Below are 26736 nucleotides of genomic sequence, written 5' to 3'. Positions count from 1 at the left end.
ATTCTCCCAACATATTTGCTAATAACGGTTACTAAATTGCGAAAAACCAAAACAAAAGCAAAGCGATAGCTTCGCGAGTACGATAAAAGAGAGCTTTATTAAATGACATTTGATACTTTGAGGCTACCCCTATTGATTTTACCTGATAATATTTGGCTATCTGGGTAATTCGTGATAGGTGGAATCCATCAGAAATAAAAATTACAGATGAATCTTTTTTATCGGGGAAGAGCCGCAGGCGTATAAATTTTACTTGTTCTGAGGTTGTTGAGGTATTTCTTTCCAAAAGTATAGATTTTCTTGGTACTCCCATATTCTGCAAATATACCATTGCCGCTTCTGCTTCCGTTATTTCACCGGGTGCGTTTCCGCCTGTTACAATAATATTTTCGATTATACCATTTTTAATTAGTTGTAGTGCTTTTTTTATTCTCGCTTCAAACAGTGGAGAAGGTTTATTATTCTTCCAAACAGCAGCGCCGGGTATTAGTCCATATTCACATTTCTTTTCTAATTTTGTCTGAGAGTAGGTATTAACATTCCAAACATAAAAGAGAGTCAACACAAAAAATATTAGCATTACTATAATACTATGAAGCAATGCCCGTAGTTCGTGAAAGCGGTCAACTTCAAATAATAATCCCCAAATATATACCATTGAGTAAATTTGTATGAATAAGTTTATCATAAGAATTACACCGAGATAAACTTTACGCGCCGAGATTCCTATTATAAAAGTGCTCTCATCAATAAAGGAAAGTCTTGAAGTAGCGATTATAAATAAAGGAAGGATAAGTGAGAGCCCCAATAATGAGGCAACAAAAATTATTCTTTTTGAACTTAAGATTTTTTTTGAGAGAAGCATGGAAATCGATGCTATTATTATACCGGCGAGTATTACTAAATTTAGAACATTACCCAGATAATCAAACTTGAATTCTCTAATTGATAATCCATTAATGTTATATTTTAGAAATGAAATTAGGATAAAATTTATGAGCGCAAAAAAAATGATAACCACTGCTTGTACATATTTTGAATTACCCTTCTTCATACGTTGACGCTAAAATTTTATCTGAGGATTAATTAAAACATTCATTGCATTCCCGTCCTTCCCTTCCAGCACAGCGGTTTCAATATGAAATACTTTTTTTATATTCTCGACAGTTAGAATTTCATTTTTATTTCCGTTACCCACAATTTTGCCTTCATCCATAAATACAATACTTTTACTATAAATTGCAACCAAATTGATATCGTGTGAAACGAGCACAAGTGTAATTTGGTTATCTTGATTCAATTTATTTAACAGATCAAAAATTAGTAATTGGTGTTTTAGATCGAGATGAGCGTTTGGCTCGTCGAGTAAAATAACTTCCGATTTTTGGGCTAATGCCCTTGCAATAAAAACTCGTTGCGCTTCTCCGCCAGAGAGTTCATTAATTCCTTTCTTTCTCAACTGATACACATCCATCAAATTCATTGATTCAGCGGCAATTTCGACATCTTCTTTATTTTCAAAACCAAAAAAGTTTAGAAATGGAAATCTACCCATCAAAACAATTTCGGAAACAGAAAAAGGAAAATGTGAGAGAGTATTTTGAGGAACGTAAGCAACTTTCTTTGCGAGTTCTTTTCTTGTATATGAGCTAAGCATTTTACCATCAAGTGAAATATTCCCAATGGAAGGCTCAATCAATCCGGCAATTATTCTCAATAGTGTTGATTTCCCGCTTCCATTTGGTCCAAGAAATGAAACAAAATCCCCTTTATTTAATTTCCATTCCAAAATTTCCAGATGAAATTCATCTTTGTTTGAGCTGTATCTGTGGCTAAGATTACTAATTTCTATTAAACTCATAAAAGTAGTTGCATGAAAAGTAAGTTTGTGATTACACTGTGAATTTTAATTAATCGTGTGAATAATATAAAAAATATCCAACTTATATTTTGCACGAATTCGAGAGAGCTGTAAAAAGAGGCGCCCATAGCGCCTCAATATTTCACTGAAGTGTGAACTGGATTGGAATTGAAATCTTAACTTTTACAGGTTTACCTCGTTGCTTACCAGGTTTAAATTTAGTTTGCATGATTGCTTTAATAGCTTCCTCATCACATCCGGCGCCAATACCTTTGAGAATTTCTGTCTTCTTAACCTCACCGTTTTCATCGACATAAGCTGTTATAAATACCTTTCCATGTACATTTGCTCTTTTAGCGAATTCAGGATAGACTATTTTTTTCTTGATTGCTTCCATACCTCCAATCGGTTCGGGAATTTCCTCAACAACAACAAAGAAGTCCTCATATTCAATTGTATTTTCAATCTCCTCAACAGGGGGTTTGGTTGGAAGTTCTTTTGATAAATCAATTTCAGTATTACTAAATACGATGTCATCTAATTCCTCAATTGATGGGGCTTCTACCGGGATTACCGGTTTAGGAGGAATTGGTTGTGATTTCTCTAGTTTAGTTTGCACAATATCTTCAACATCAATTAATTCTGGCGGAGGTTCAAATACTCTCTTTGGTTGAGAGTAGCGCGGGAAATACACAAAAGCTACTATTAAAAAACTGAGGCTTATGATCAGGCTAATTTCAAAAACCTTTTTGTAACCGCTCTTTATATCCATCTTACTTTTTTCGGACGGTGCCATTTTTCCCTCCCTTATTTGTCTTGATAAGAACATAATTCATAGGTTAAGATTTCGCAATGTAGAATTAAAAGCATGCAACAAATTTGGGATGATGCAAACAACTTATCCCGTATCCGGATTTGCTGGTGATTGGAATTTTAAAGTGTAGATCAAATTTGAAATTTAGTGGAGGACAAAAAAAGAGGCGCTTGGAGCGCCTCACAAAATTATTGCAATTTGAAAATGATTGGGATAGAGACTTGAACTTTAACCGGTTTGCCTCTTTGCTTACCGGGTTTAAATGGTGTTTGCATTACTGCCTGAACTGCAGCTTCATCGCAACCCGCACCAATACCCTTTAAAACTTCAGCTCTTCTAACAACGCCATTTTCATCAACGAAAGCTTTAATAAATACTCTTCCCTGAACACCGGCTCTTTTAGCAATCTCCGGATAAACTATTTTTTTCTGAATTGCTTCGATACCGCCAATTGGTTCAGGTGTTTCCTCCACTGCTACGAAGAAAACAGCTTCTTCCTCTTCAACTTTTTCTTCCTTTGGAGGTGGTGGCGGAGCTGCCATTTGCTCACTCATGTCTATTTCAGTCTCTCCAATCTCAATATCATCCAAAACGTTATCTGATGGTGCTTCTATCGGAATTGCCGGTTTTGGAGGAGGAGGAGGAGCTGTTTCTTGTTTTGTTTGAACTACATCTTCAACATTTACCAACTCTTGTGTAGATTCAAGTGAGGCTTCCGCTGTTTTAAACTCGGGGAAGTACTTGAATGCGAAAATCAAGACTGATAATGCTATTATAAAACTGGTTTCAAGAACTCTTTTATAGTGTTTCTTCAAATCAGCTTTTGGATTTTTTTTGAGTGCCATTTTTTCTCCAAAGATACATTTAATCGGTGACTAACTTAAAAAATGCCGAATGTAATGTCAATTCAGAAGCTTCTACATTATTAAAAAAATTGTTGTTTCTTGTTAGTTAAGTAAAAATTTATGCACTACCTAATCTTTTTTTAATAAATATTTGATAATGAGAATCCCTATTACTCCTCCAATAACATCAGCTATCCAATCAAAAAAATCACAATAACGACCTGGAATTAACAACTGGTGTAATTCATCTATGCCGGCATAAATGAGAACTATTAAAAAACTGGATAAAACAAAATTTCTTTTAATTGCATAAATATGATTCTGAATAGCCAAGGAGAGTGCCAGTAAAACTCCAAAAATAAAATATGCGGCTAAATGCTCAAGCTTGTCTTGGGCATCAAACATTCGTGGCATCGGTATCGTTGGTATCGAGGTGGCAGTAAACAAAAATATCCAATATGCTCCCAGAGGAAAATATAAATACCCTTGGGGATTACTTTTAATTTTCTCAAGAAAACGATCGAAGAATGAGTTTAATCGCAGAGGGGATTTCATCAATTAAAAGCTCCGGTGTTAGGCAATATTCAGTTAATTTTTCTTCCAAAATGTCAGCCGCTAAACTATGTAAATACAACGCACTAATAGAACTGTCTAAAATATTTTTCTCATAAATTGATTGAGCTAAGAATGCTGATATCATCCCGCTTAAAACATCTCCTGTGCCAAATTTGGCCATTCCAGGATTACCCACCGAGTTAATATAGGAATTACCCTCATTATCAAAAACAATTGAAGGAGCACCCTTCAGGACTAGGGTGCATCCGGTATTTTTTGCGAATTTGCTCCCTTGCTCCAATAATGACATTTCTAATTCTTGAACACTAATACCAATAAGATCAGCAAATTCTTTGTGGTGAGGTGTTAGTACCTTATCCTTTAGGTTTAATTTTGTATATTCATCCATTGAAAGCGCATATAGAGCATCAGCGTCAATCAGCATACATTTATTTTTATTGGACTTAATTATTTCTCTGACAGCCTGTAATGTATCCTCGTGGCGCCCAAGCCCAGGACCTAAGCAAATAACATCCGCCCACTCTGTTAATTCTTCGATTTCATTTAAGTTTTCCTCTCTCAAGAAACCAGTTTCATTATCATTATAAGATTTAACTACAGCCGATGAAAGACGACCAAGTACAACAGAAGAAACAGAAGAAGGCACTGCCAAAAAACATGCCCCTATGCCTGCTTTTAACGCGGAGTTGGCAGTATAAACTGATGCCCCAGGGTAAAGATGTGACCCAGCTACTACAAGTAACTTACCAGCGGAATATTTATGCATATCTCGCTTTCTTAGCGGCAGTCCATCATAAGCATCCTCCGGTTCCATAAGAAATGAATTGGTTGGAGTGTTTTCAAACAACTCATTGCCAATTCCTATCGAACCTTTTACGATCTTCCCTGAATTAACGTAGCCCTTTCCAAAATATAAACCGGTTTTTAATTGGGCAAGAGTAACTGTTAAATCTGCTTCGAATATTGTTTCGGCTGTTGAATTATCTAAATCTAATCCTGATGGAATATCCACAGCAACTTTTATGGAGGAGTTGAGATTTAGTTTTTCAACGATTGATTTGTATGGTTCATTTAATTCGCCTCGATAGCCAGTACCAAGCAATGCGTCGATTATAATTTGGCAATTTTCGAAACCAGAAAAATCCTTAGTTGAATTAAATACTACCAATTTTGATTCGGGATAATTTTTAAGAAGCTTACTGAGAATAGAGAAATTAATTAACGCATCCCCTTTAAGTTCTTCTTCCCCACCGAGTGAAACTACGTGAACATTAATACCGTTAGTTAAAAAGTGTCGTGCGATTGCAAATCCATCCCCACCATTATTACCTTTACCGCAAACAATTCCCACCCTCTCAATTATTAAATTGTGTTCAGCGAAGTTTAATATTTCTTCGAAAATACTTCTGGCGGCATTCTCCATAAGAATTATGCTGGGGAAACCATATTCATTAATGGCTAACGCATCTGCATTGCGAACCTGCTGGGCTGAAAATAGCGGTATCATAATGTACCGAGATTTGTTGAAATTTAATTACTTAACAAAAGGCGTGATGATTTTCATGATGGAGTCGGGGAAAAATCCAAAAAGAAGTACGAGGAATGCGGAAATCACCACCGAGATTAATCCTGCAATCGAATAATCAATTTTTGATTTATCGGGAGATTCCTTAAAATAAATGAGTACAACAATTCTTAAATAAAAATATACACTTATAACACTTGATAAAACTCCAAGTATAGCAAGCCAGGTTAAATTAGCTTTTATTGCTCCAATAAAAACATAATACTTCCCAAAAAATCCGGCCATTGGTGGAATTCCCGCTAATCCAAACATGAATAACGACATTAGTGCTGCTAAGATTGGACTTCTGTTCCCCAAACCGGTGTAATCATTGATTTCAGTACCCAAATCATTTTCTCTCTCAATCATAGAAATAATTCCGAAAGCACCAAGATTCATAAAAGTATAAGCGGTTAGATAAAAGATGATTCCTGATATCCCCAAAATATTTCCTGCCGCTAAGCCAACTATCATATAACCTGCATGAGCTATCGAGGAATATGCTAGCATTCGTTTGATATTATTCTGTGAAAGAGCAACAATACTTCCTACAAACATTGAGAGTACCGCTATAGCTGAAAAGTATGGTGCGAAGACATTCTTTAACTCGAGGGAATAAATGGCAGTGAGTAATATTATTAACACGCTGAACGCAGCAGTCTTACCGGTGGTTGACATTAATCCTGTAACTGTAGTTGCAGAGCCTTGATAAACATCGGGAACCCACATGTGAAAAGGAACAGCGGCAATCTTAAAACTAAATCCTATTAATACTAATATTGAACCGAGTATAAATAAAATATTAGTGGAATAGGTTAGAAAATTTTGTGAAATGTTTTGCAAACTTGTAGAACCGGTAGTCCCATAAATCAAAGCAATACCGTAAACAATAAATCCGGTGGCGAATGCGCCGAGTAAAAAATATTTCATTGATGCTTCATTTGAGGAATTCTTTTTTCGGTTAATCCCAGCCAATACATAAAAACAAATTGACATCAACTCTAGCCCCATGAATACCAGCAATATATCGCGAGCACTTGCCATTACCATCATCCCTAATACCGATGATTGAATAAGAATATAATACTCGTTAAAGTTTGCGCCATATTTTTTCAAATAATCAATGGAATTGAGTACAACTAACGAGGCTCCAATATTAAATATCGCATTAAATATTGCCGATTTCCCACCAACTTCCATCATCCCCGAAAAAAGTATAAAGTTATCATTAATGTTTATAATTGAAAGCAGAGCTACAACAAAAAATAATAGTATCGAAAACCAGGGCAACAATTCTTTCCCCTTTTTCGAAAATATCTCAAAGAGAACGGAAAACACAATTCCACTTGCGAGTATGATCTCAGGTAATATTAAAATCCAATCATTGTTTGTTGTAGGCATAACTTTATAAAATTTATTTTAGAAGATTAATTGAATAACTGCTCACCTGCTGCAAAATACTTTGTGAAGCAATCTCTGTTAGATTGAGAAAAGTACTCGGATAAATTCCAATCCAAACAATAAAAATGAAAATCGGGGCAAGTACAATCCATTCACGTAAATTCACATCGGTTAACTCTTCATACAATTTTTCATTTTTAACCGTACCGAAGACCACTCTCTGATACATCCACAATAAATAAACTGCGGCAAAAATTACTCCTGTTGCAGCGAATATCGTGAACCACCAATTATTCAGAACACTAGACTTAAATGAGCCAAGCAATATCAAAAACTCACCCACGAAACCGTTAAGTCCTGGTAAACCAACCGATGATAATGATGCAATTAATAACAATGCTGAGTAAACCGGGACAATTTTAGCTATTCCGCCATAATATGAAATTTCTCTTTTGTGAGTGCGTTCATAGGCTATACCAACTAAAAGAAATAACGCTCCGGTTGATAAACCATGATTAACCATCTGGATTACCGCACCTTGAATGCTTTCCATAGTAAACGCGAAGATTCCGAGGACAACAAAGCCAAGGTGAGAAACCGACGAATAAGCCACCAGTTTCTTCATGTCAGTTTGAACCATCGCTACAAGAGCACCATAAATAATTCCGATAACCGCTAGTACTGATATTACAGGCGCAAAACTAATTGCTGACTGAGGAAAGAGTGGTAGGCAGAAACGGATAATTCCATAAGTTCCCATCTTCAATAAAACTCCTGCAAGTATAACCGAACCTGCTGTGGGAGCTTCAACGTGAGCATCCGGTAACCATGTATGTAAAGGGAATAATGGGACTTTAATCGCGAAGCTCAAAAAGAACGCTCCAAACATCCAGGCTTGAATTTGCTGTGGAATAGTGGGACCTATTGAATACAGCTCTAATAAATTTGTTGTGAATTTTCCGGTAAGATTTGAAGCATAAACGGCAAGCCATATTATGGCAACAAGCATCAGTAAACTACCGAACATTGTAAAAATGAAAAACTTTACGGAGGCATAAATTCTTCTTTCACCGCCCCAAATACCAATAATAAAATACATTGGTATTAACATCGCTTCCCAAAAAATATAAAACAGGAAAATATCTAACGAAATAAAAACGCCTAACATTCCGGCTTCCAATAGAAGCATCGAGAAAGTAAACATTTTAATATTCTTTTTTATTGAGTTCCAACTAGATAGTAATGTAAGAGGAGTTAAAAATGTAGTGAGTAAAACAAGCAGAATTGATATACCATCAGCACCGACATTATAACTAATATTAAGGCTCTCAATCCATAATACTTGGTGAACAAATTGAAAATGTGGTATTGTAGAATCAAAACTAAAATACACCAATAAACTAATTAAAAACGCGAGTAGTGAAATCCCTAACCCGAAAGCTTGTACGAGAACTTTATTTTCCTCTTTTAAAAAGAGAATAAAGATCGAACCAATAATAGGGATTAGCAATAAATATGTAAGATATAAGTTTTGTTCCATATCGTTATAAACTCAATATTATCCATAACAAAGCCAGGGCAACACCAATCATCATATAAATTGCATATGATTGAGCAACTCCGTTTTGTATTTTTCTTAAAATAGAAGAAAATGAAGTAATTACTTTTGCAGTTCCGTTCACCGCGCCATCAATTATTGCGTTATCCGCAAATTTCCATAGAATTTTTTCAGAACCTTTTTTGATTGGATTTACCACTGCCGCATCGTAGGCTTCATCCACGAAATATTTATTGAGGAGCAGTTTATAAATTCCGCTGAAAATCTGAGATGTTTTTTCTGCGACTTCTTTTCTTTCAGTGTAGATTTTATAAGCAAAATAAATTGATGTTAAAGCCAATGCAGTAGATATAGTCATCAATAAAATCTCTTCAAGATGAGAATGACTTCCATATAATGCTAACTTTTGCATTGCCGGTTTATATATTGGCTCGAGCCAGACTTCGAATAAATTTCCATGCTCGCCAACAAATACTTTTGGCATTCCGATATAACCACCCACTATAGATAACCCAGCTAATATCATTAATGGGATTGTCATAACTGCGGGAGATTCATGCGGATGAACATGATGATGATCGAATCTTTCTTTCCCATAAAAAGTAAGAGATAATAATCTAAACATATAGAACGCGGTCATCATTGCGGTTAGCACTCCAATAAGCCAAAAAATGAATCCACCATTAGAATATGAATACCATAGAATTTCATCTTTACTGAAAAAGCCGGCTAAGCCTGGAACTCCCGCAATAGCTAGAGTCGCAATAAAAAATGTGATATATGTTTTGGGCATATATTTTTTTAAGCCGCCATATTTTTGAATATTTTGCTCCTCATGCATTCCATGAATAACGGCACCTGCACCAAGGAATAATAAGGCTTTAAAGAAAGCGTGGGTCATAACATGAAAAATTGACGCGCTGAATGCCCCAACACCGGCGGCTAAAAACATATATCCAAGTTGGCTTACAGTAGAATACGCTAATACTTTTTTAATATCATTTTGTACTAATCCAATTGTAGCGGCAAAAAATGCGGTTAACAATCCAACAACTGCTACCACCATCATTACGGTTGGGGCTGATACGAAAATAATAGCCGCGCGCGAAACCATGTAAACACCGGCTGTAACCATTGTAGCGGCATGTATTAAAGCCGATACGGGAGTTGGACCTGCCATAGCATCCGGCAACCATACAAATAAAGGAATTTGTGCTGATTTGCCCGTCGCACCGATAAATAAAAATATCGCAATTAATCCAAATGTTGATTCGGGAATTGGAAATGAGACAGCTTTAGTAAAAACTTCTGAAAAATTTAGAGAATCAAAAGTCATATAAATTAAAAACATGCCTAATAGAAATCCGAAATCCCCTATTCTATTAACAACAAATGCCTTTTTAGCCGCATCCGCGGTTGTACCTTTTTCAAATTTTCGGTCGTACCAAAAACCAATTAAAAGATAAGAACAAAGGCCAACGCCTTCCCAACCTAAAAAGAGAACAACAAAATTATCACCGAGTACTAAATTCATCATCGCGAAAATAAAAAGGTTGAGATATGCGAAGAATCTCCAAAAACCTTTATCGCCATGCATATAACCAATTGAATAAACGTGTATGAGGAAACCAACACCAGTAACAATTAGTGACATTGTAAGTGAGAGTTGATCAACTAAATAACCAAATTTAATATCGAGACCTGCAACACTTAACCATGTAAAAAGTTCTACTGTGTTAGATCTTTTTTCGACCGGAAGGCCGAGTGTTTCAATAAATGCAAGAAGAACAACAATGAATGATAAACCCACAGCGGAACTGCCGATTATACCAATAATTTTTTCATTCTTAATTTTTCGCCCGAGGAGTCCGTTAATCAAGAAACCAAGCAGCGGAAGAAGTACCGTTAGATATATTAGATTTATCATCACCACTTAAATATATTTATCTCGTCAATGTTTACAGTTAGTTTATTTCTAAAAATCGCAATTATAATTGCTAATCCAATTGCGGCTTCCGCTGCAGCAACAGTCATTACAAAAAATACAAATACTTGTCCAATCGGATTTCCTAGATATGAGGAGAATGTTACAAGGGCTAGGTTAGCTGAATTCAGCATCAACTCTATACTCATGAATACGACTATTGCGTTTCTGCGAATAAGTACACCGGCTACTCCCACTACAAACATAAATGCCGATAATACTAAAAAATACTCCATTGGAATTGAAGCCATAATATCCTACTCGAATTTCTTTTTTGCTAAAACTAATGCACCGATAGAAGTAGCCAGCAATAAAAATCCGGCAACCTCAAATGGAATTATATAATTTGTGTACAGTTCTCTTCCTATTGTTTCTATTGTCCCAGAATTAATACTTAGGGCCTCATTAGGGGTAAGATTTCGGGAAGGTTTACCCCAAAAAATAATATAAGCTAGTTGAATAAATACAAATACCGCAATAAATATCGCAAACCATTTAATAGGCTTTTTATCATGCATTATTGCAGAATCGGGACTTGTATTGAGAAGCATCAATACAAATAAAAATAATACCATTATTGCTCCGGCGTACACAATAACCTGAACAACCGCAATAAATTGGGCGTTGAGGAGAAGGTATAACCCGGCTAGAGCGAAGAAATTAAGGACTAGAAAAACCGCGCTTATTACAGGATTTTTTCTCGTTATCATCACCACTGATGATACTACTGCTACTAATCCAAGTATAATAAACAATACAATTTCTATATTCATAATTAAGGTGTATTCCTATAAATCATTCTTGGAAATGGGATTGCTTCCCTTAAATGTTCCAAACCGCAAATCCAACTAACTGTACGTTCGAGTCCTAACCCAAAACCTGAATGTGGGACCGATCCATATCTTCTCAAATCCAGATACCATTCAAAAAAGGACTGTGGCAAGTTATGTTCTTTTATTCTTTCAAGCAAAAGATCAAGATTATCTTCTCTCTGGCTACCACCAATAATTTCACCGTAACCCTCGGGAGCAATCACATCGACAGCCAAAGCAACTTTTGGATTTTCTGGATCCCGCTTCATATAAAATGCTTTCACTTCAGAAGGATATCTATGAATCATTACTGGGCGGTCATATTTTTCGCCAATAATTGTTTCATCAGCGCCGCCGAGATCATTTCCCCATTCAAAATCAACTCCATTTGCCCGTAAAATTTCTACAGCTTCATCGTACGAGATTCTGGGGAATGGTCTTTTGATACTTTCTAGTTTTGTAATATCCCTTTCAACTTCTTTTAATTCCTCTTTCATATCGGTGAGAACTGTTTGTACGATATATTCAATAAATTCTTCGGCTAAATCCATATCATCATTTAAATCATAAAAAGCCATTTCAGGTTCAACCATCCAAAATTCAGTTAAATGTCTTCTTGTTTTAGATTTTTCTGCTCTGAATGTTGGACCAAAAGTATAAATTTTACCGAGAGCCATTGCGCCGCTTTCAGCGTAAAGCTGTCCCGATTGAGTTAAATAGGCTTTACCAAGATCAAAATAATCCATTTCAAATAGAGTGCTTGTTCCCTCACACGCGTTTGGAGTAATTATCGGAGGATCAAATAGTGTAAAGCCGCGGGAATCAAAAAAGTCACGAATAGCTTTTACAATTCTGTGTCTAATTTTTAAGATTGCGACCTGTTTTTTTGATCTCACCCAGAGATGGCGATGGTCAATCAAAAATTCAATACCATGATCTTTTGGAGTAATTGGATAATCTACCGAGGGAGAGATTAGTTTAAGATCTGTAACATCTAGTTCAAAACCGCCAACAGAACGAGCTTCTGCCCTTACCGTTCCGGTTATCTCAAATGAAGCTTCTTGTGTTAATTGATCGGCAAGTTCAAATAGTTCGGGAGAAACATTTCCTTTAAATACTACGCACTGAACATATCCAGTTCCATCTCTTAAAATTAAAAACTTTAATTTACCGCTTGAGCGTTTATTGTAGAGCCAACCTTTAAGTGTTACCGAAGCGCCTTCATATCTGGATAAATCTTTAATGTAAGTTTCAGGTTTCATTATAATTTTTTATTTAATTGGTTATCAAATATAATTACCAATGCTTAAAAAAAGCAAAATATGAGTCGAATTATCTTTTTAGAAATATATAAAAATAGTTGGCTTCAATTGCGATTTAGTTTTATCTTATCCACAAACGAAAACTAATTCAACCGCACATATATTAATTCGAGTTTTTATGAAATCCAAATTAAGCGCTATTGGTTTCATTATAATTTCTTTTACTCTGTTTAATTCAAATCATTATCCACAATCAATTCCATTAAAAACCTACACAATAGAAGATGGAATTTCTAGCAATACCGTTTATGATATTCTTCAGGATCATAGTGGAAGAATGTATTTTGCTACAGATAAGGGACTTTCGATTTATGATGGGAAATCATGGCATAATTTGGGTAAAACTAATCAGCTTAACCAGGAGAGAATTCTATTTATCAGACTGGCGCAGGATAGTTCTATTTGGCTTTACTCTTCCGAACATCAAGGACGATTTGCTCTTTATAAGAATCATAAATTTGTAACCGATTCAAGAATCAACAATATTAAAAGCAAGAAGGAACTTATTGGATTTGATGTAACTTATTACAACAACCAATACATAATAGCTGCGGCTTTTAAAGATGAAATTCAATTTTATAAAAATGGGAAATGGCAAAAGGTAGTAATCCCAAATTTCGATAGTCAATCAAAAATATTCGCAATTAGAAAAGATAAATACAATTTTATCATAGGTTCCTCTCAAGGGCTTTATCAGTTGAATCCGTTTGATCATTCGATAAAATTGATTTTGAATTCAATACCCGATGAACTATCGAAACAAATCTTGGCAATTCATATAGAAGAAAACTCGAAGAATGATGAAAGCTCTATATGGGTATTAAGCAACGGATGGATAGGAGAAGTTAGAAAAAACGAAATCCACTTTTTACATAAAACTCAAAAATTAAAATCTATTCCTTCATTGAACTCTTTTTTTATTCTCTATAATAGTGATAATAAAGTTTACTACGGCTCGATGCTCGAAAAATTTAAGTTGAATCTGCAAACAAATAAACTGCTAGAATTAAATCCAAAATTAGGATTTATAAATACCGGAGCATATTGTGCCTTTAAGGATTTCGAAAATAATATTTGGTTTGGGAGTTTTCGAGGGATAGAGAAGCTTTCAAATTACAAAGTACAGAATTATTATAAAGATTTTGGGTTACTCGAAAATGAATCCACCGCGATTATTGAGTTAAGAAAAAACAAATTTTTAGTTGGGCATAATCTCGGTTATTCAATTTTAGACGAAACCGGTGCCAAATCTTTCTCGATTGAAAATTTAATTACTAAAGATTTTTTTAATGGACGTTTTTTAAGATTTGTAAAGGATTCCTTAAATCAGATTTGGATAGCCGGCAATTATTTAGGACTAGGGAAATTAAACCCAGACTATTCAATAAAATGGATTCTCCCGGTAAAGAAATCTCCTGTGAGCGTTGTTTCTAAAAACAATAAAGGTGAGTTATTTGCTGCATCAAGTAATACAATATATAAAGTTGTTGATCACAAACTAATTGTCTATAATTCAAAGACACCCGAGGACGTTTCAATCATCCGAGATATATTATTTGATGAACACAATACACTTTATGCGGCGACGAGTCATGGATTATTAATTATAGATTCAAAAAAAAATTTCAAGCATTATACTTCCGATGATTTCAAAGTAAATAATCAATTCTCACTACTTAGAGTAAACGAGAGAGAAATATTAATAGCTACTAATGGTGGATTGGCGAAATTTGCTGATAACAAAATAACTTTGCTCAAACTAAACAACTATGTGAATGATCGTCCAACATATTCTATATTAAAAGATCGTTCCAATAATATCTGGATTGGTTCATCTGATGGTGTAATTAAATGGAAAGGAGAACATACTTTAAAGATAAGTATGGAAGCGGGTTTATCCGCAAGGGAAACAAACCGTGGTGGAATGTTTATCGATTCTCATAATCGATTATGGGTAGGTACTGAAGGAGGATTATCATGCATCGATCTTGAACAATTCGAAAGTGTATCAAATGTAAAACTTGAGCTTGGTTATGTTGAACTAAGCAATGGAACAATTTTTAATCTTAATAATCCACTAAAAATACCTTTCAATCATAATTCACTCATTTTTTCATTTCAAGGGATTTCATTTGTTAATGAAAAAAATATTGAGTACCAGGTTTTTCTATCCGGCTTCGATGAATCATGGGTTGATCTAGGAAGACAAAGCAGCATTAGGTACACGAATATTCCTCCTGGTGATTATCAACTGCTTGTTAAATCCAGGAATCCATCTGAGGAATGGAGTAATGTATTGAAATCCGGTATAATAACTATTAAAGCCCCTTTCTATTCACAGTGGTGGTTTTTTGTGATAGTAAGTTTAGGCTTATTAACTTTAGCATTTTTGTTATTTAAATATTTTTCACAGAAAAGATACAGTACGCTTCTCGAATCAGAAGTAGAAAGCAGAACTCATTTGCTCAAAGAATCCGAGGGACGGCTTACTACAATCATTTCCAACACCCCAAGTGTTATAATTAGTTTCAATAGAAAAGGAGAAATCCAGTTTCAAAGTAAAATTCAAGAAAAGTTAAATATTAATTACAAGAACCAGTTAAATATTCGTGAAGTGTTTCCTGATCTTAACATAAAAATAGACAGAATTATAAAACTGGTTTTTGATGAGAGACAAAGTGTTACAGAAGAAATAATTTTTGGTTCTAAGGATACTAAATATTACGAATTAACCTTTAGTCCAGTAATCCGGGTTGGCTCACCAGTAGAAGCGATTATGATGACAAATGACATAACCGTCAGAAAAAAATATGAGATAAGGCTTAAAAAGTTAAATGAGTGTTTGATCAGTTTTGGAGTTGATCCTGTTTCCAATATGAATAAATTAGTTAAACTCTTAGGGGAGGAATTAAATGCCGATGCCACAATTTATGATTGTATTAAAGATAAAAAATTGGTTACTGTAGCTTCATGGAACCTACCAGATAATTTTTTGATGATTGATGAGCCCGATGGTCATATTTGCACAGACCTTATTAACCTTAACTCAAATGAAATTGTTTACTATGAAGATTTGTCTCTTACAAGATACGCCTCAACAGATAGAAATGTTGTTAATTATGATCTGGTTACATTTATAGGAATACCTGTAGCATTTGGCGGTTCTAAAAGAGGATCATTAGGAGCCGTATTTAAAACCAAAAAGAAACTAACTGAAGAAGATTCTAAACTATTAAGTATAGTTGCTTCTGCATTAGCGGTTGAAGAAGAAAGAAGAATTGCAGAATCACTATTGAAGGATTCAATAGCCGAGAAAGAAGTACTGCTTAAGGAAATACACCATCGTGTAAAAAATAATTTACAAATCATCACTTCCCTTTTATCTCTGCAAGCATCTCAATCGGATGATGAAATGATTAAACGATCGCTCACCGAAAGTTTTAATCGAATTAGGACAATGTCATTAATCCATGAAAGGATTTATAGATCGACTGATTTATCGCATCTCGATTTCAATATATACGTAAGAGAATTAACTGGTTTTCTCATCGATAATTTTAGTTTTTCTAATGACATTAATATGGAAATTGATATTAGAAATGTATTTTTAGATTTAGATAGAGCAATACCCTGCGGTCTTCTTTTAAATGAGTTGACTACGAACGCATTAAAATATGCATTCCCAAAATCTGCGGAAATTGAACATCCGATCATTAAGATTTCATGTCTGATTAAACAAAATAATTATGAATTAATTTTTGATGATAATGGAATTGGTATACCAGAAAACATTAATTTTGAGCAAGAACAATTAACATTAGGGCTCAATCTTATAAAAATGTTAGTTTATCAGATTGAGGGAACAATTAAAATTGAAAGAGAGAAGGGTACGAGATATATAATTGAGTTTCCTTCTAAGTAAAATGATAAATGAATAACGCAAAAGTTCTTTTAGTAGAGGATGAGCAGATAATTTCAATGGAAATTGCTCATCGATTAAAAAGAAGCGGTTACGATGTAGTTGGAACGGCCACCTCTGGATGGGAAGCCTACGAAAAAGCGGTTTCGCTTAGACCTGATTTAATAATTATGGATATAAATCTGAGTGGCGATTTAGATGGTATTAAAACCACTGAAGCAATCAGATCTAAAGTTGATATCCCGGTTATTTATTTAACCGCGTTTGGCGATCATACCACCGTATCACGAGCTAAACATACCGAACCTTACGGCTATCTGGTGAAACCATTTGAAACACGAGAGCTAGAAAGCACAATTGTAGTTGCGCTCAACCGTAGAAAAATGGAGGCCAAACTTAAGGAGAGTGAACGATGGCTTAACGCAACTCTTCGCAGCATCGGGGATGCAATTCTCGCTACAAATTCTGATGGAATAATTAAATATTCTAATAAACAGGCTGAACAAATTTTGGGTCTCGACTCAGATACTCTGAAGGGCAAGCGAATTGATCATGTTTTTCATTTGGTCGATCCCCAAACTTATAATCCAATAGAAAACCCCGTTATAACAATTCTAAATAATCCATATCCTCAGAAAAATTATAATGAAGCCTTTCTGCTAAAACGCAATGCCGAATTAATGATGATTGAGGAGCACACAACTCTTATCCGTGACGAAGCTGGCACCCTCACCGGAGTTGTTCTTATTTTTAGAGATATCACAGAGAGAAAGCAATCTGAATTAGGTTTAATTGCCAGTGAAACAAAATACCGTAACCTTTTTGAATCGATGAGCCAGGGTGTTCTCTATAACGATATTAATGGAGATATACTTTCATTTAATTCAGCAGTTTGTAAAATTTTTGATATAAAAGAGGAGGAACTTTCTCAGATAAATATCTTTGATTCGAGATTTAAATTCTTTTTTGAGGATGGGACAGAAGTACCACGCGAGAAACTACCCCCATACGTAGCCCTCAAAACCGGCAAAGAAGTTAAAGATATACTTCTAAGGATACGTTTTTCCAAAACTGGAAATGAAAAATGGCTGACATTATCTTCTACCCCCGAGTATTCCGCGGGCAACAGTAAACCATTTAGAATATTTACAATAATTAGTGATATAACACATATCAAAAATTATGAAGCAGAATTGAAAGAATTAAATAAATCGAAAGATGATTTCTTTTCAATAATAGCTCACGATCTTAAAAGTCCATTTCAAGGTTTACTTGGATTCACCGGATTACTAAAAGATGAATTCCCCAATTTATCTGAAGAAGAAAAAAATGACTTCATAGATAGAATTCATTCCACAACGAGAAATATTTTCCAATTTATAGAACAATTGTTGGAATGGTCCAGGCTTCAAACCGGTCGCGTTGAATACCGAAAAGAGAAGATAGATATAGAAAAAGTTGTAAATACTATATCTCAGCTTCACAAACCGAACGCAGACAACAAACATATTTCGATTGAAAATCGAATAGCCGCTGAGACTTTTGGTTATGGCGATATTAGAATGTTCGAAGCGGTAATAGATAATTTGCTCTCCAATGCAATAAAGTTTACACCCGATAAAGGAATTATTAAGATAAGCGCCGATATTTTAGATCAATTCCTTCAAGTTACTGTTGAGGATTCTGGAGTGGGCATTGCGCAAAATAAAATATCAAAACTTTTTAAAATCGATTCTCATATTTCCACTAAAGGTACATCGGGAGAAACTGGCACCGGGCTTGGCTTAATTTTATGCGCTGAAATTGTTAATAAATTGCAGGGAAAAATCTGGGTAGAAAGTATTGAAGGAAATGGTACAAAATTTATTTTTACTATTCCTAAGTATCAATAATTAATATTTCCTTTCACTCTGCGAATCTCGAATTACATCAATTAAATTAACTACATCCTCAGTTGTAATATCATTCACAAAATCGGATTTTCTTAAAAAAAATTTATTCTTACCAATAGGTGCCCAATTAAATGGATTTGTAGGGCCAAATAATGAAATCTGGGCAACATCAGTTGCCCCGGCAACATGCATTACTCCGGTATCATTTGTAATAAATATGTCAGTCAGAGAAATAACTGCCGCCAATTGAGCTATCGTTTTGTTAATAAAATATCCTGTGGTTTCTCCAAACTTATTTTTCATGAATAGTATTTGTTCCCTATCGGCACTGCTTCCTGTAAAATAAAATGAAGCGCTGTATTTCTGCTGCAGAAATTTTATTAACTCAGTAAAGTTTTCTAAATCCCATCTGTTTTGAGGCTTCCCTGCTCCAACATGTAATCCAATTATTAAATTACCTTTTCTTAAAGTACTAATAAATTTTTCCGCCATTTCTTTATCATATCTGTCGAAGTTAATTGATGATAGATAATTTTTTGTACTAATTCCAAATGGGCGAACAATATCTAATATAAATTCAGAAACATGAGCGTCGGGATAATTTTTCCAATCCAACTTAATTTTAAAATTGAATACTGGAGCCAGCGGATTACCAATTCCTCCTAATGATAAGGGTCCAAACTTAATAGTTGATCTACTTAAAGCCGCAAGAATACAACTAGTATTTGAGATTGCAACTGTTGCGGGGACAATTGCAAAATCATATCCCCTTCTCAGGGTTTTCCAAAATTTTGCAATATATAATGGATTTTTAAGATTTTTCTTGTCAAAAACAACAAGTTCATCTATTAAATTATTTTTCTCAATGGCGAAATAGTTTTCGGGACTTGCAATAATGGTAAGCGATACATTTGGATATGTCTCTTTAACCGCTCTAAAGAGTGACACACTGGCAAGCATATCTCCAAATTGATTATGCTGCCTAATTATTAGTACTCTTTTAAATTTATTTGGTTGTCCAAAAGGAGTGTCTTTGGCTGCTAGTAGTATTTGAATAAGCTTTGTTATTATTTTTTTGTGAGGTTTCGAATTAGACATTTTTAACAGCTAATTTTTGTCTTTATCGTTTTGAGGAATCTCTTCAAACTCAGCTTCAATTATATCTTTCTTATTAATTCCGGCTTCTGTTTTCTTCTCATTTCTATTTTTATAAAAATTATTATTCGAGTTTGGTATTATAGCCTTCATCAAAACTTTTATTGCTTTATAAATGAAATAAAAAACAACTCCCCATACTAATAATCTGAACATTATTTTCCTTTAACTTCAGGGTTAAAATACTCTATAAATGCCCTGTCTTCTCTAAATATTTGTTTAAAAAGTTCATCAAAATCATCGTCGTCATTCACAAAATCTATTTCCGAAGTATTTACAATTAACAATGGGGTATTGTTATACTTGAAGAAAAAATTATTATATGCTTCTGATAATTCTGTTAAGTAAGAGCGGGTAAGATTTTTCTCAAAATTTCTTCCCCTTAATTTTACATTTGAAACAAGACGATCAATACTCGACTGAAGGAATATCACCAAATCGGGTTTTGGTATCTCTCTTTCGAGCAGTGGGAATAAACTTTCATAAAGTTTTAATTCCTCACCATTGAGATTCATGTACGCAAATATTCTATCCTTGTCAAAAATATAGTCGGTTACAATATGTTTGGCAAATAATTCCTGCTGATTCATCTGCTGCTGCTGTTTATATCTATTGATCAAGAAGAACATCTGTGTCTGAAAAGCAAATCGCTTTCTATCATCATAAAATTTTTCTAAGAATGGATTCTCTTCAAACTCTTCAAGAATTAAAATTGCGCTTAACCTTTCAGAAAGTTTTTGAGCTAAAGAAGTTTTACCTGCTCCAATTACTCCCTCAATTGCAATATATCTTATATCATTCACTTTTTATATTAATTTATTATCAAGTTTTCTGATTACATTTTGTTCTAATGAAGAAATATCAATTTTATTCAGAGGTTCAGTTGAAACTGGGTGATAGAAATCGCCGCAAATTTCAATTAGTGGAATCAGTACAAAATCTCTTTTCAATATTTCTTTATGTGGAACAGTTAGAATATCGCTGGTATAAATTAAGTTATTATAATAAAGAATATCAATATCTATTTCACGCGGGCCCCAATGAATTTTTTGATCAGTGCGGCCGAGAATTTTTTCAGCGCTCTTAATAAAAGTAAAAATCTGTTCTAAATTGTAACTCGTTTTAACAAAAATAACCGCGTTATAAAAGTTACTTTGTTCCATAAACCCGTATGGTTTTGATTCATATACAGATGAAGTTTTAATTATAGAACAATTTTCATCCGCCTCAATAATTTCACAAGCATCCATTAATTTTTGCATTGGGTTACCAATATTCGCCCCAAGCGCCAAATATACTTTATTCACCATTTTCTTTGATCACTTCAGCTTCAACATAATCTAGAACACCACCAACGGGCACACTATGTTTTCGTACACGTACTGCAATTTTTTGAATGGATGGATATTTTTTCAAGAGTTCATCAGCTATAATTGTAGCCAGAGTCTCTATTAAATACAATTTCCTTTCATGCACAATTTTATTGATAAATTTATAAACATCGGTGTAATCGATTGTTAAACTTAAGTTGTCACTTTTAGCAGCCTCTGAGAAATTAGTGAATATATCTACGTCGGCTTCAAATTTTCCACCAATATTTTGCTCCTCCTTTAAAGCGCCGTGATAAGCGTAAAAAGAGGCATTCTTTATTTTAATTATGTTGAGCATGAAGTAATTCCGGGTAACGAATTTTTGAAAATTTTACAGTTAATTAAAAGCTGCTGATTTCCCACAGTAGAATTTAATAATTACTGTTTTGTGAATTCCAATTTTGCTTGAACTTCGCCAAATGCCGCAATTTCCATTACCGTTTCAATTGTTAATTTATTTCCATTAACTGTATATGGAATTTCTTCGCTGGAGCCATCATTAGTTTTCATAGTTATTTTTCCGTTAGCAACACTCCATGTTCCGGTTTCTGTAGATGTTCCTTCTGAATCTGTAGTTGTGGCCGTAAAAGTTCTGTCACTTCTAATGATTATTGTAGCACTAGTCCCAATTGTAGCTGGTGAAATTTCTAGATTTCCCCCCGAAACTATTGTAATTTTTGTTAACACCCATGTGCCAACCAAATTATCTCCGTTGGATTCGGTGGGATTGTCATCTTTACCGCATGCAGTAACTATCAACAAACTAATTAGGAGTATATAAATAAAATTATACTTTTTCATTTTTCCCTCTTTCTTGTTCGAAAAACTGTTTTGTATAAAATCGCTTTAACTTTTTATAAGCTGAATATATTCGGCTTTCTATTTACAAATAAGACTAACTATCCGCAACAATAGGTTTCAACTTCTTTTTTCAAAAATATACTTTTTTATTGAATATAAATTATTAGAAACCACCCCTATTAACACTAACACACTGCCGGCAATAGCTTGGCTTGATAATTCTTCACCGAGTATAATAACGCCAAGCATTACGGCAATAATAGGAGTTATTAATGTGATAAGTGAAAGTAGTATTACATTAATTCTTTTTATAAGCCAATAATAAACTGAAAACGCAATAACGGTTCCGAATAAAGCCAAATAAACAACCGATCCAATTCCAGCCAAATTAAATTTCCATGATGCCGGGGATTCGAAAATAAAAGCCGCTATTAACATGGTTAAGCCAGCAATTATTAATGGAAATAAATTCATCCCCAAAGGATGATACCGCTCTCCTTTAATTTTTACATATACCGAAATTGCACCCTGTATTGCTGAACTGAGTAATACTGCTGCTATGCCTAAAACAGAATTTGACAATTCAAATTTTAGACTATCCGAAAATATTAATATGATGCCTAAAAATCCGATCAAGATTCCCATTATTTGTGATAAATAAATCGTTTGCCCTTTAATAAATATTTTGCTGAAAATAATTACAAAAAAAGGGAATACAGCAAATACAATTGATGTTAGCCCTGAGGAAATATGCTGTTCCCCCCAATAAACCAGAGCAAATGGAACTGCTAAAGAAAAGAAACCCATTATTGTATAGAACTTGATTGACTCCTTTGTGAGTTTTATTTCAATTTTTTTGTATTGAACTAATATGAAAACAAATATTGCAGCTAGTGAAAATCTAAGTCCTGCCGAAATAAATGGTTGAAATGAATCCAGGCCAAGACGGATTGCGAGCCAAGTTGAACCCCAAATAAAACAACAAATTATATAGCCGCTGCTAATTTTTACATTATCACTAATAAGCATCGTCTCTCCAGTAAATAAGTCCCAAAGCACGTCCTGAAATCGCACCATCCCGCCGGTAAGAATGAAGGAGTTCTGATTCCTCAAATGTACACAAGTTTGAATACTCAATTTGGGTCACAGGTATATTCGATTCCACGAGCATATCATAATTATTTTTAGATACATCGAGATAATACTTACCGTTTGATTCTTTTACATATTTATTATCAAATAATCGAGCAACCTCAAGGCCAACCTCATAATTCTTCTTCGAAATTGATGGACCAATAAACACAAATAAATTCTCTGGTTTAGAATTAAATTCACCAAATAATTTATTCAGAGTTTTTAAAGTTATTTTTTGTTGAGTGCCCCGCCATCCGGAATGAATTGCGGCTACAATTTTATTCAATGAATCGTAAATGAAAACTGGAGTGCAGTCGGCACTTGAAATTGTTAAAGCTAAGTTTGGTTTATCAGTGATTAGAGCGTCTGAATCACCACAGTTTCCCCTTCGATCAACATAGGTTATAATGTCAGAGTGAATCTGTTTCTGAAAACAAACCTCTTCTTTATTTACATTTAGTTCCTTAAAGAAAGCTTCTCTATTTTCTGCAACAATAAAATTGTCATCCCCAACGTTAAATGACATGTTAAAATAATAGGGAGAATTTCTATTCAATCCAATTTTGGTTGAAAATCCAAAAATAACTTCTGTAAATTTTGCGAGAATGGAACTCTTAATTATCTTCATCAAAAAATTAAATGAGCTTAAGAGCTTCTTCAAGATCCATGATTATATCATTCACGTTTTCAAGCCCAAGTGCAAGTCTAATTCCGCCTGCATCAATCGCGTGTTCAGCTAATTTCTCTGGAGGAATGACTGAATGAGTCATGGAGGCTGGATGTTCAATTAAAGTTCTTGTATGTCCAAGGCTCACAGCTAAAGTCATAGTATAAGCTGAATTAGCAATATAATCCATAAACTTGCCCCCCTTCTCCTTACTTTCGGCAGGGGAATCTCCTTTCAACACAAAGTAGATCAAACTTCCCGGAGCAAAATTTCCTTCAAAATCCACCATTTGTTTTTTTGCCGTCTCATAAAACTTGAATGACTTAAGGCCGGGATAATTAACAAATTCAACTTTTGGATGCTGTTCTAAAAACTCGGCTATCATTAATGAGGATTGAATTTGCTGTTTTTGTCGGATTGGCAAAGTTGGTAATCCATAAGTTAATATTGCCCATGCACTTTTTGTGTTTAGAACTGCACCAAAATCTTTACGATAGAGTAACAAAATATCCCGCCACTTTTTCTTACCTATTACCACACCTCCCATGTCAGTACCAAAACCCCCAATTCCTTTCGTTAAAGAATGAACGACAAAGTCGACTCCAAACTCTAATGGACGCTGACAAAATGGGGTTGAAAATGTATTATCAACAACAATATGAATTTTCGATTTCTCATCTCTCTTTTCATTAACAGATTTTACTGCCGCAACTAAAGCTTGTAAATCAATTATCTCTAGATTAGGGTTTGCAGGTGTTTCTAAATAAACAACACGAGTCTGCTCCGTAACAGAACTGAAAAAATTATTAATGTTTGTTAAATCAACCACCGGAGTGTTTATTTTGTATTTTGGATACCAATTGTTGAACAGGCTTATTGTACATCCATATAGAGTAGAATGGCGTATTATTTCATCACCAGCGGAGGTTAAGCATCCAAGCACAGCAGAAATGGCAGCCATCCCGCTTGAAAAACTTACCGCGGTTTCTCCTTTTTCTACATGTGCCAAATTCTCCTCTAGAATATCTTTATTTGGTTCACCTAGACGGTCATAAATAAGAATTGGGGCGTTATCTCCTAATAATTCGGTATTGGCAAATTGCATAAATCCTTGCGCGCCCCTTTCAACCGAGTCAAGTCTAAATGTTGTTGATGAGGAAATCGGCGCAGTAACATGATGAGAATAATCCCATTTATCTGTTATCGACTTTCCATAAATCAATCTCGTTTCCAGAGAATATTTTTCCTCGGCTGCACCTAATTCCTTTTTATTTTTTTTATTGTCAGACATCCTTGCCTCATTTTTTATTGATTCAAAATTAGTGAAACTGAGTTTCTGATTCTAACAAAATATTAACTCCATTATTTAATATTCAACATAATCACAGTTATTGATTAAACTTAAACAAGATAATTTCATCTTGGGAAATTGAATCAAACTTTATAACTTTACCACCTTAAAAATTGGAATTAGACCCGTTCATATAAATTTTTTAGAAAATAAACTGGATGCAATGTGTGGTTCAAAAATAAGATCGTAGATTTTATTAGTCGTGTTAAAAAGGCAGTAACAGGTGGAGGCGAGCAAGCTCTCCAAAAACAGATTCAAATGGGTAAACTAACTGCACGGCAGCGGGTAGAAACATTATTGGATGAAGGTTCATTTCATGAATACGATTTATTTGTTGAGCATAAATGCACCGATTTTAATATGGAGAAAAAAACACTTAATGCTGATGGAGTTGTAACCGGCACCGGAACAATTGGAGGTCATCCAGTTTGTATTTTTGCGCAGGATTTTACTGTCGCCGGCGGATCTCTCGGTTTAGCGCACGCTAGAAAAATTACTAAGGTAATGGATCACGCAATTAAAATGGGGATGCCCTTAATAGGGATAAATGACTCAGGGGGAGCTAGAATCCAAGAAGGAGTAAATTCGTTAGCTGGCTACGGTGAAATTTTTTATAGAAATACATTGGCTTCAGGGGTTATTCCACAAATATCTGTTATACTTGGACCTTGTGCGGGTGGAGCAGTTTACTCCCCTGCCCTTACCGATTTTGTGTTTGTAGTTGATAAAATTTCGAAAATGTTCATTACCGGCCCCGAAGTAATTAAAACTGTTCTTGGTGAAGAAATTTCGATGGAAGATTTAGGGGGGGCTAGAGTTCAGACAGAAATAACCGGTAATGCTCATTTCTTTGCAACCACTGAACAAGAATGTTTTGAACAGATCAAACAATTATTCACTTTTATTCCGTGGAATAATAGAAAGAAAGCTGTGGTATATCCTCCAAAACCACCTAGAGCAAAATTTGATATCGAAAAAATAATACCGGCAGAGGCTAATAAACCATACGATGTAAGAGACATTATTAAGTCTTTTATTGATGATTCTATTTTTTTTGAAATTCAAGCTGATTGGGCATCGAATATTGTTATAGGTCTTGCTAGAATTAGTGGGGAAACGATTGGGATAGTCGGCAACCAGCCATTAGTACTTGCAGGGGTTCTGGATGTAGATTCATCAGATAAAGCCGCCAGATTTATAAGATACTGTGATGCGTTCAATATTCCCCTAGTAACTTTGGTTGATTTACCCGGATATCTGCCAGGTGTTGATCAGGAGTATGCAGGAGTAATACGACACGGGGCAAAAATTCTTTACGCATATAGTGAAGCCACTGTTCCAAAAATCACAGTTATTTTGAGAAAAGCTTATGGCGGTGGATATATTGCAATGTGTTCGAGACATCTCGGTGCCGATTTTGTTTTTGCATGGCCAACAGCAGAAATTGCAGTAATGGGACCAGAAGGAGCCGCAAATATTATATTTAAAAAAGAAATTTCGGAAGCCGAAAATCCTGATGATATGAGAAAATTAAAAGTAGCGGAGTATACTGAAAAATTTGCTAATCCCTATGTAGCCGCAGCAAATGGACACGTTGATTCGGTGATTGAACCGGATAAAACAAGAGATGCAATTATTCATTCATTAAAAGTTGCAGCTAATAAACATGAAGTTCGACCATTCAAAAAACATGGAATTCCACCCAATTAA

General features: G+C 34.6%; 24 protein-coding genes. 3 read left to right on the top strand and 21 right to left on the bottom strand.

Annotated features, from left to right (window positions below):
- Positions 1–31 precede the first annotated feature (31 nt).
- From KF816_07190 to asnS, 12 genes are all read right to left on the bottom strand, one after another.
- Entirely contained in the window at positions 32–1054 is a 1023-nt protein-coding gene (locus KF816_07190; GenBank protein MBX3007798.1) for a YdcF family protein, read from the bottom strand.
- A 9-nt stretch (positions 1055–1063) separates the two neighbouring features.
- A complete protein-coding gene (locus KF816_07185) occupies positions 1064–1861 on the bottom strand; it encodes an ABC transporter ATP-binding protein (GenBank protein ID MBX3007797.1) in 798 nt (265 codons plus the stop codon).
- 142 nt (positions 1862–2003) lie between these two features.
- Positions 2004–2657 (bottom strand): energy transducer TonB, encoded by a 654-nt coding sequence (locus tag KF816_07180; protein MBX3007796.1) that lies wholly within the window; start codon positions 2655–2657, stop codon positions 2004–2006.
- Between the two features lie 206 nt (positions 2658–2863).
- Complete coding sequence (locus KF816_07175) at positions 2864–3520, bottom strand: energy transducer TonB (GenBank protein ID MBX3007795.1); 657 nt, start codon at positions 3518–3520, stop codon at positions 2864–2866.
- Positions 3521–3649: 129 nt separating this feature from the next.
- A complete protein-coding gene (locus KF816_07170; protein ID MBX3007794.1) occupies positions 3650–4075 on the bottom strand; it encodes a VanZ family protein in 426 nt (141 codons plus the stop codon).
- Entirely contained in the window at positions 4029–5603 is a 1575-nt protein-coding gene (locus KF816_07165) for an NAD(P)H-hydrate dehydratase (protein MBX3007793.1), read from the bottom strand. Before KF816_07165 ends, KF816_07170 begins: the two co-directional genes overlap by 47 nt.
- A 27-nt stretch (positions 5604–5630) precedes the next feature.
- Positions 5631–7061, bottom strand: a complete 1431-nt coding sequence (locus KF816_07160; GenBank protein ID MBX3007792.1) for an NADH-quinone oxidoreductase subunit N — start codon at positions 7059–7061, stop codon at positions 5631–5633.
- Between the two features lie 13 nt (positions 7062–7074).
- Entirely contained in the window at positions 7075–8601 is a 1527-nt protein-coding gene (locus KF816_07155; GenBank protein MBX3007791.1) for an NADH-quinone oxidoreductase subunit M, read from the bottom strand.
- Between the two features lie 4 nt (positions 8602–8605).
- Entirely contained in the window at positions 8606–10546 is a 1941-nt protein-coding gene (gene nuoL, locus KF816_07150) for an NADH-quinone oxidoreductase subunit L (protein ID MBX3007790.1), read from the bottom strand.
- A complete protein-coding gene (gene nuoK, locus KF816_07145; protein MBX3007789.1) occupies positions 10546–10854 on the bottom strand; it encodes an NADH-quinone oxidoreductase subunit NuoK in 309 nt (102 codons plus the stop codon). Before nuoK ends, nuoL begins: the two co-directional genes overlap by 1 nt.
- Before the next feature lie 6 nt (positions 10855–10860).
- Positions 10861–11370: an NADH-quinone oxidoreductase subunit J gene (locus tag KF816_07140; protein ID MBX3007788.1), complete on the bottom strand. Its 510-nt coding sequence runs from the start codon at positions 11368–11370 to the stop codon at positions 10861–10863.
- A gap of 8 nt (positions 11371–11378) precedes the next feature.
- A complete protein-coding gene (gene asnS, locus KF816_07135; protein MBX3007787.1) occupies positions 11379–12677 on the bottom strand; it encodes an asparagine--tRNA ligase in 1299 nt (432 codons plus the stop codon).
- A 178-nt stretch (positions 12678–12855) separates the two neighbouring features.
- Between asnS and KF816_07130 the strand changes: the two genes are divergently transcribed.
- Together KF816_07130 and KF816_07125 are read left to right on the top strand one after the other, a co-directional pair.
- On the top strand, positions 12856–16659 hold the full coding sequence (locus KF816_07130) for a hypothetical protein (GenBank protein ID MBX3007786.1): 3804 nt from the start codon (positions 12856–12858) through the stop codon (positions 16657–16659).
- A gap of 8 nt (positions 16660–16667) precedes the next feature.
- Positions 16668–18548, top strand: coding sequence for a PAS domain S-box protein (locus KF816_07125; GenBank protein ID MBX3007785.1), 1881 nt, complete (start codon positions 16668–16670; stop codon positions 18546–18548).
- On the opposite strand, the gene KF816_07120 is transcribed toward KF816_07125, so the two are convergent.
- The 9 genes from KF816_07120 to KF816_07080 form a co-directional block, all read right to left on the bottom strand.
- Complete coding sequence (locus KF816_07120) at positions 18549–19646, bottom strand: glycosyltransferase family 9 protein (GenBank protein MBX3007784.1); 1098 nt, start codon at positions 19644–19646, stop codon at positions 18549–18551. It abuts the gene before it with no gap.
- A gap of 9 nt (positions 19647–19655) precedes the next feature.
- On the bottom strand, positions 19656–19859 hold the full coding sequence (locus KF816_07115; protein ID MBX3007783.1) for a hypothetical protein: 204 nt from the start codon (positions 19857–19859) through the stop codon (positions 19656–19658).
- On the bottom strand, positions 19859–20506 hold the full coding sequence (locus tag KF816_07110; GenBank protein ID MBX3007782.1) for a deoxynucleoside kinase: 648 nt from the start codon (positions 20504–20506) through the stop codon (positions 19859–19861). The genes KF816_07115 and KF816_07110 overlap by 1 nt, the downstream gene beginning before the upstream one ends.
- A gap of 3 nt (positions 20507–20509) precedes the next feature.
- Entirely contained in the window at positions 20510–21013 is a 504-nt protein-coding gene (gene folK / locus KF816_07105) for a 2-amino-4-hydroxy-6-hydroxymethyldihydropteridine diphosphokinase (GenBank protein MBX3007781.1), read from the bottom strand.
- On the bottom strand, positions 21003–21371 hold the full coding sequence (gene folB / locus KF816_07100; GenBank protein ID MBX3007780.1) for a dihydroneopterin aldolase: 369 nt from the start codon (positions 21369–21371) through the stop codon (positions 21003–21005). The genes folK and folB overlap by 11 nt, the downstream gene beginning before the upstream one ends.
- Before the next feature lie 80 nt (positions 21372–21451).
- Complete coding sequence (locus KF816_07095; protein ID MBX3007779.1) at positions 21452–21874, bottom strand: lipocalin family protein; 423 nt, start codon at positions 21872–21874, stop codon at positions 21452–21454.
- Positions 21875–21991: 117 nt separating this feature from the next.
- The gene (locus KF816_07090) at positions 21992–22903 is read right to left on the bottom strand and encodes an EamA family transporter (GenBank protein MBX3007778.1); all 912 of its coding nucleotides are present in this window, start codon (positions 22901–22903) and stop codon (positions 21992–21994) included.
- Positions 22893–23636, bottom strand: a complete 744-nt coding sequence (pgeF, locus tag KF816_07085; protein ID MBX3007777.1) for a peptidoglycan editing factor PgeF — start codon at positions 23634–23636, stop codon at positions 22893–22895. The genes KF816_07090 and pgeF overlap by 11 nt, the downstream gene beginning before the upstream one ends.
- A gap of 7 nt (positions 23637–23643) precedes the next feature.
- The gene (locus KF816_07080) at positions 23644–24966 is read right to left on the bottom strand and encodes a PLP-dependent transferase (GenBank protein MBX3007776.1); all 1323 of its coding nucleotides are present in this window, start codon (positions 24964–24966) and stop codon (positions 23644–23646) included.
- 318 nt (positions 24967–25284) lie between these two features.
- Here KF816_07080 and KF816_07075 point away from each other — a divergent pair, with 318 nt between their 5' ends.
- Entirely contained in the window at positions 25285–26736 is a 1452-nt protein-coding gene (locus KF816_07075; protein MBX3007775.1) for an acyl-CoA carboxylase subunit beta, read from the top strand.

Source organism: Melioribacteraceae bacterium (assembly GCA_019638015.1).
In the GTDB taxonomy this organism is placed as follows: domain Bacteria; phylum Bacteroidota; class Ignavibacteria; order Ignavibacteriales; family Melioribacteraceae; genus JAHBUP01.
Note: the sequence above shows the minus strand (reverse complement) of the source record. Positions and strands in the feature narration are given on the sequence as shown.

Excerpts from the sequence above, each read along its gene's own strand:
- KF816_07115 (MBX3007783.1), bottom strand. The coding sequence starts at position 19,859 with ATGTTCAGATTATTAGTATGGGGAGTTGTTTTTTATTTCATTTATAAA.
- KF816_07165 (MBX3007793.1), bottom strand. The coding sequence starts at position 5,603 with ATGATACCGCTATTTTCAGCCCAGCAGGTTCGCAATGCAGATGCGTTA.
- KF816_07160 (MBX3007792.1), bottom strand. The coding sequence starts at position 7,061 with ATGCCTACAACAAACAATGATTGGATTTTAATATTACCTGAGATCATA.
- KF816_07120 (MBX3007784.1), bottom strand. The coding sequence starts at position 19,646 with ATGTCTAATTCGAAACCTCACAAAAAAATAATAACAAAGCTTATTCAA.
- KF816_07075 (MBX3007775.1), top strand. The coding sequence starts at position 25,285 with ATGGGTAAACTAACTGCACGGCAGCGGGTAGAAACATTATTGGATGAA.
- KF816_07130 (MBX3007786.1), top strand. The coding sequence starts at position 12,856 with ATGAAATCCAAATTAAGCGCTATTGGTTTCATTATAATTTCTTTTACT.
- pgeF (MBX3007777.1), bottom strand. The coding sequence starts at position 23,636 with ATGAAGATAATTAAGAGTTCCATTCTCGCAAAATTTACAGAAGTTATT.
- KF816_07170 (MBX3007794.1), bottom strand. The coding sequence starts at position 4,075 with ATGAAATCCCCTCTGCGATTAAACTCATTCTTCGATCGTTTTCTTGAG.
- KF816_07185 (MBX3007797.1), bottom strand. The coding sequence starts at position 1,861 with ATGAGTTTAATAGAAATTAGTAATCTTAGCCACAGATACAGCTCAAAC.
- KF816_07080 (MBX3007776.1), bottom strand. The coding sequence starts at position 24,966 with ATGTCTGACAATAAAAAAAATAAAAAGGAATTAGGTGCAGCCGAGGAA.
- KF816_07090 (MBX3007778.1), bottom strand. The coding sequence starts at position 22,903 with ATGCTTATTAGTGATAATGTAAAAATTAGCAGCGGCTATATAATTTGT.
- KF816_07155 (MBX3007791.1), bottom strand. The coding sequence starts at position 8,601 with ATGGAACAAAACTTATATCTTACATATTTATTGCTAATCCCTATTATT.
- KF816_07180 (MBX3007796.1), bottom strand. The coding sequence starts at position 2,657 with ATGGCACCGTCCGAAAAAAGTAAGATGGATATAAAGAGCGGTTACAAA.
- KF816_07095 (MBX3007779.1), bottom strand. The coding sequence starts at position 21,874 with ATGAAAAAGTATAATTTTATTTATATACTCCTAATTAGTTTGTTGATA.
- nuoK (MBX3007789.1), bottom strand. The coding sequence starts at position 10,854 with ATGGCTTCAATTCCAATGGAGTATTTTTTAGTATTATCGGCATTTATG.
- nuoL (MBX3007790.1), bottom strand. The coding sequence starts at position 10,546 with ATGATAAATCTAATATATCTAACGGTACTTCTTCCGCTGCTTGGTTTC.
- KF816_07175 (MBX3007795.1), bottom strand. The coding sequence starts at position 3,520 with ATGGCACTCAAAAAAAATCCAAAAGCTGATTTGAAGAAACACTATAAA.
- KF816_07125 (MBX3007785.1), top strand. The coding sequence starts at position 16,668 with ATGAATAACGCAAAAGTTCTTTTAGTAGAGGATGAGCAGATAATTTCA.
- asnS (MBX3007787.1), bottom strand. The coding sequence starts at position 12,677 with ATGAAACCTGAAACTTACATTAAAGATTTATCCAGATATGAAGGCGCT.
- KF816_07190 (MBX3007798.1), bottom strand. The coding sequence starts at position 1,054 with ATGAAGAAGGGTAATTCAAAATATGTACAAGCAGTGGTTATCATTTTT.
- folB (MBX3007780.1), bottom strand. The coding sequence starts at position 21,371 with ATGCTCAACATAATTAAAATAAAGAATGCCTCTTTTTACGCTTATCAC.
- folK (MBX3007781.1), bottom strand. The coding sequence starts at position 21,013 with ATGGTGAATAAAGTATATTTGGCGCTTGGGGCGAATATTGGTAACCCA.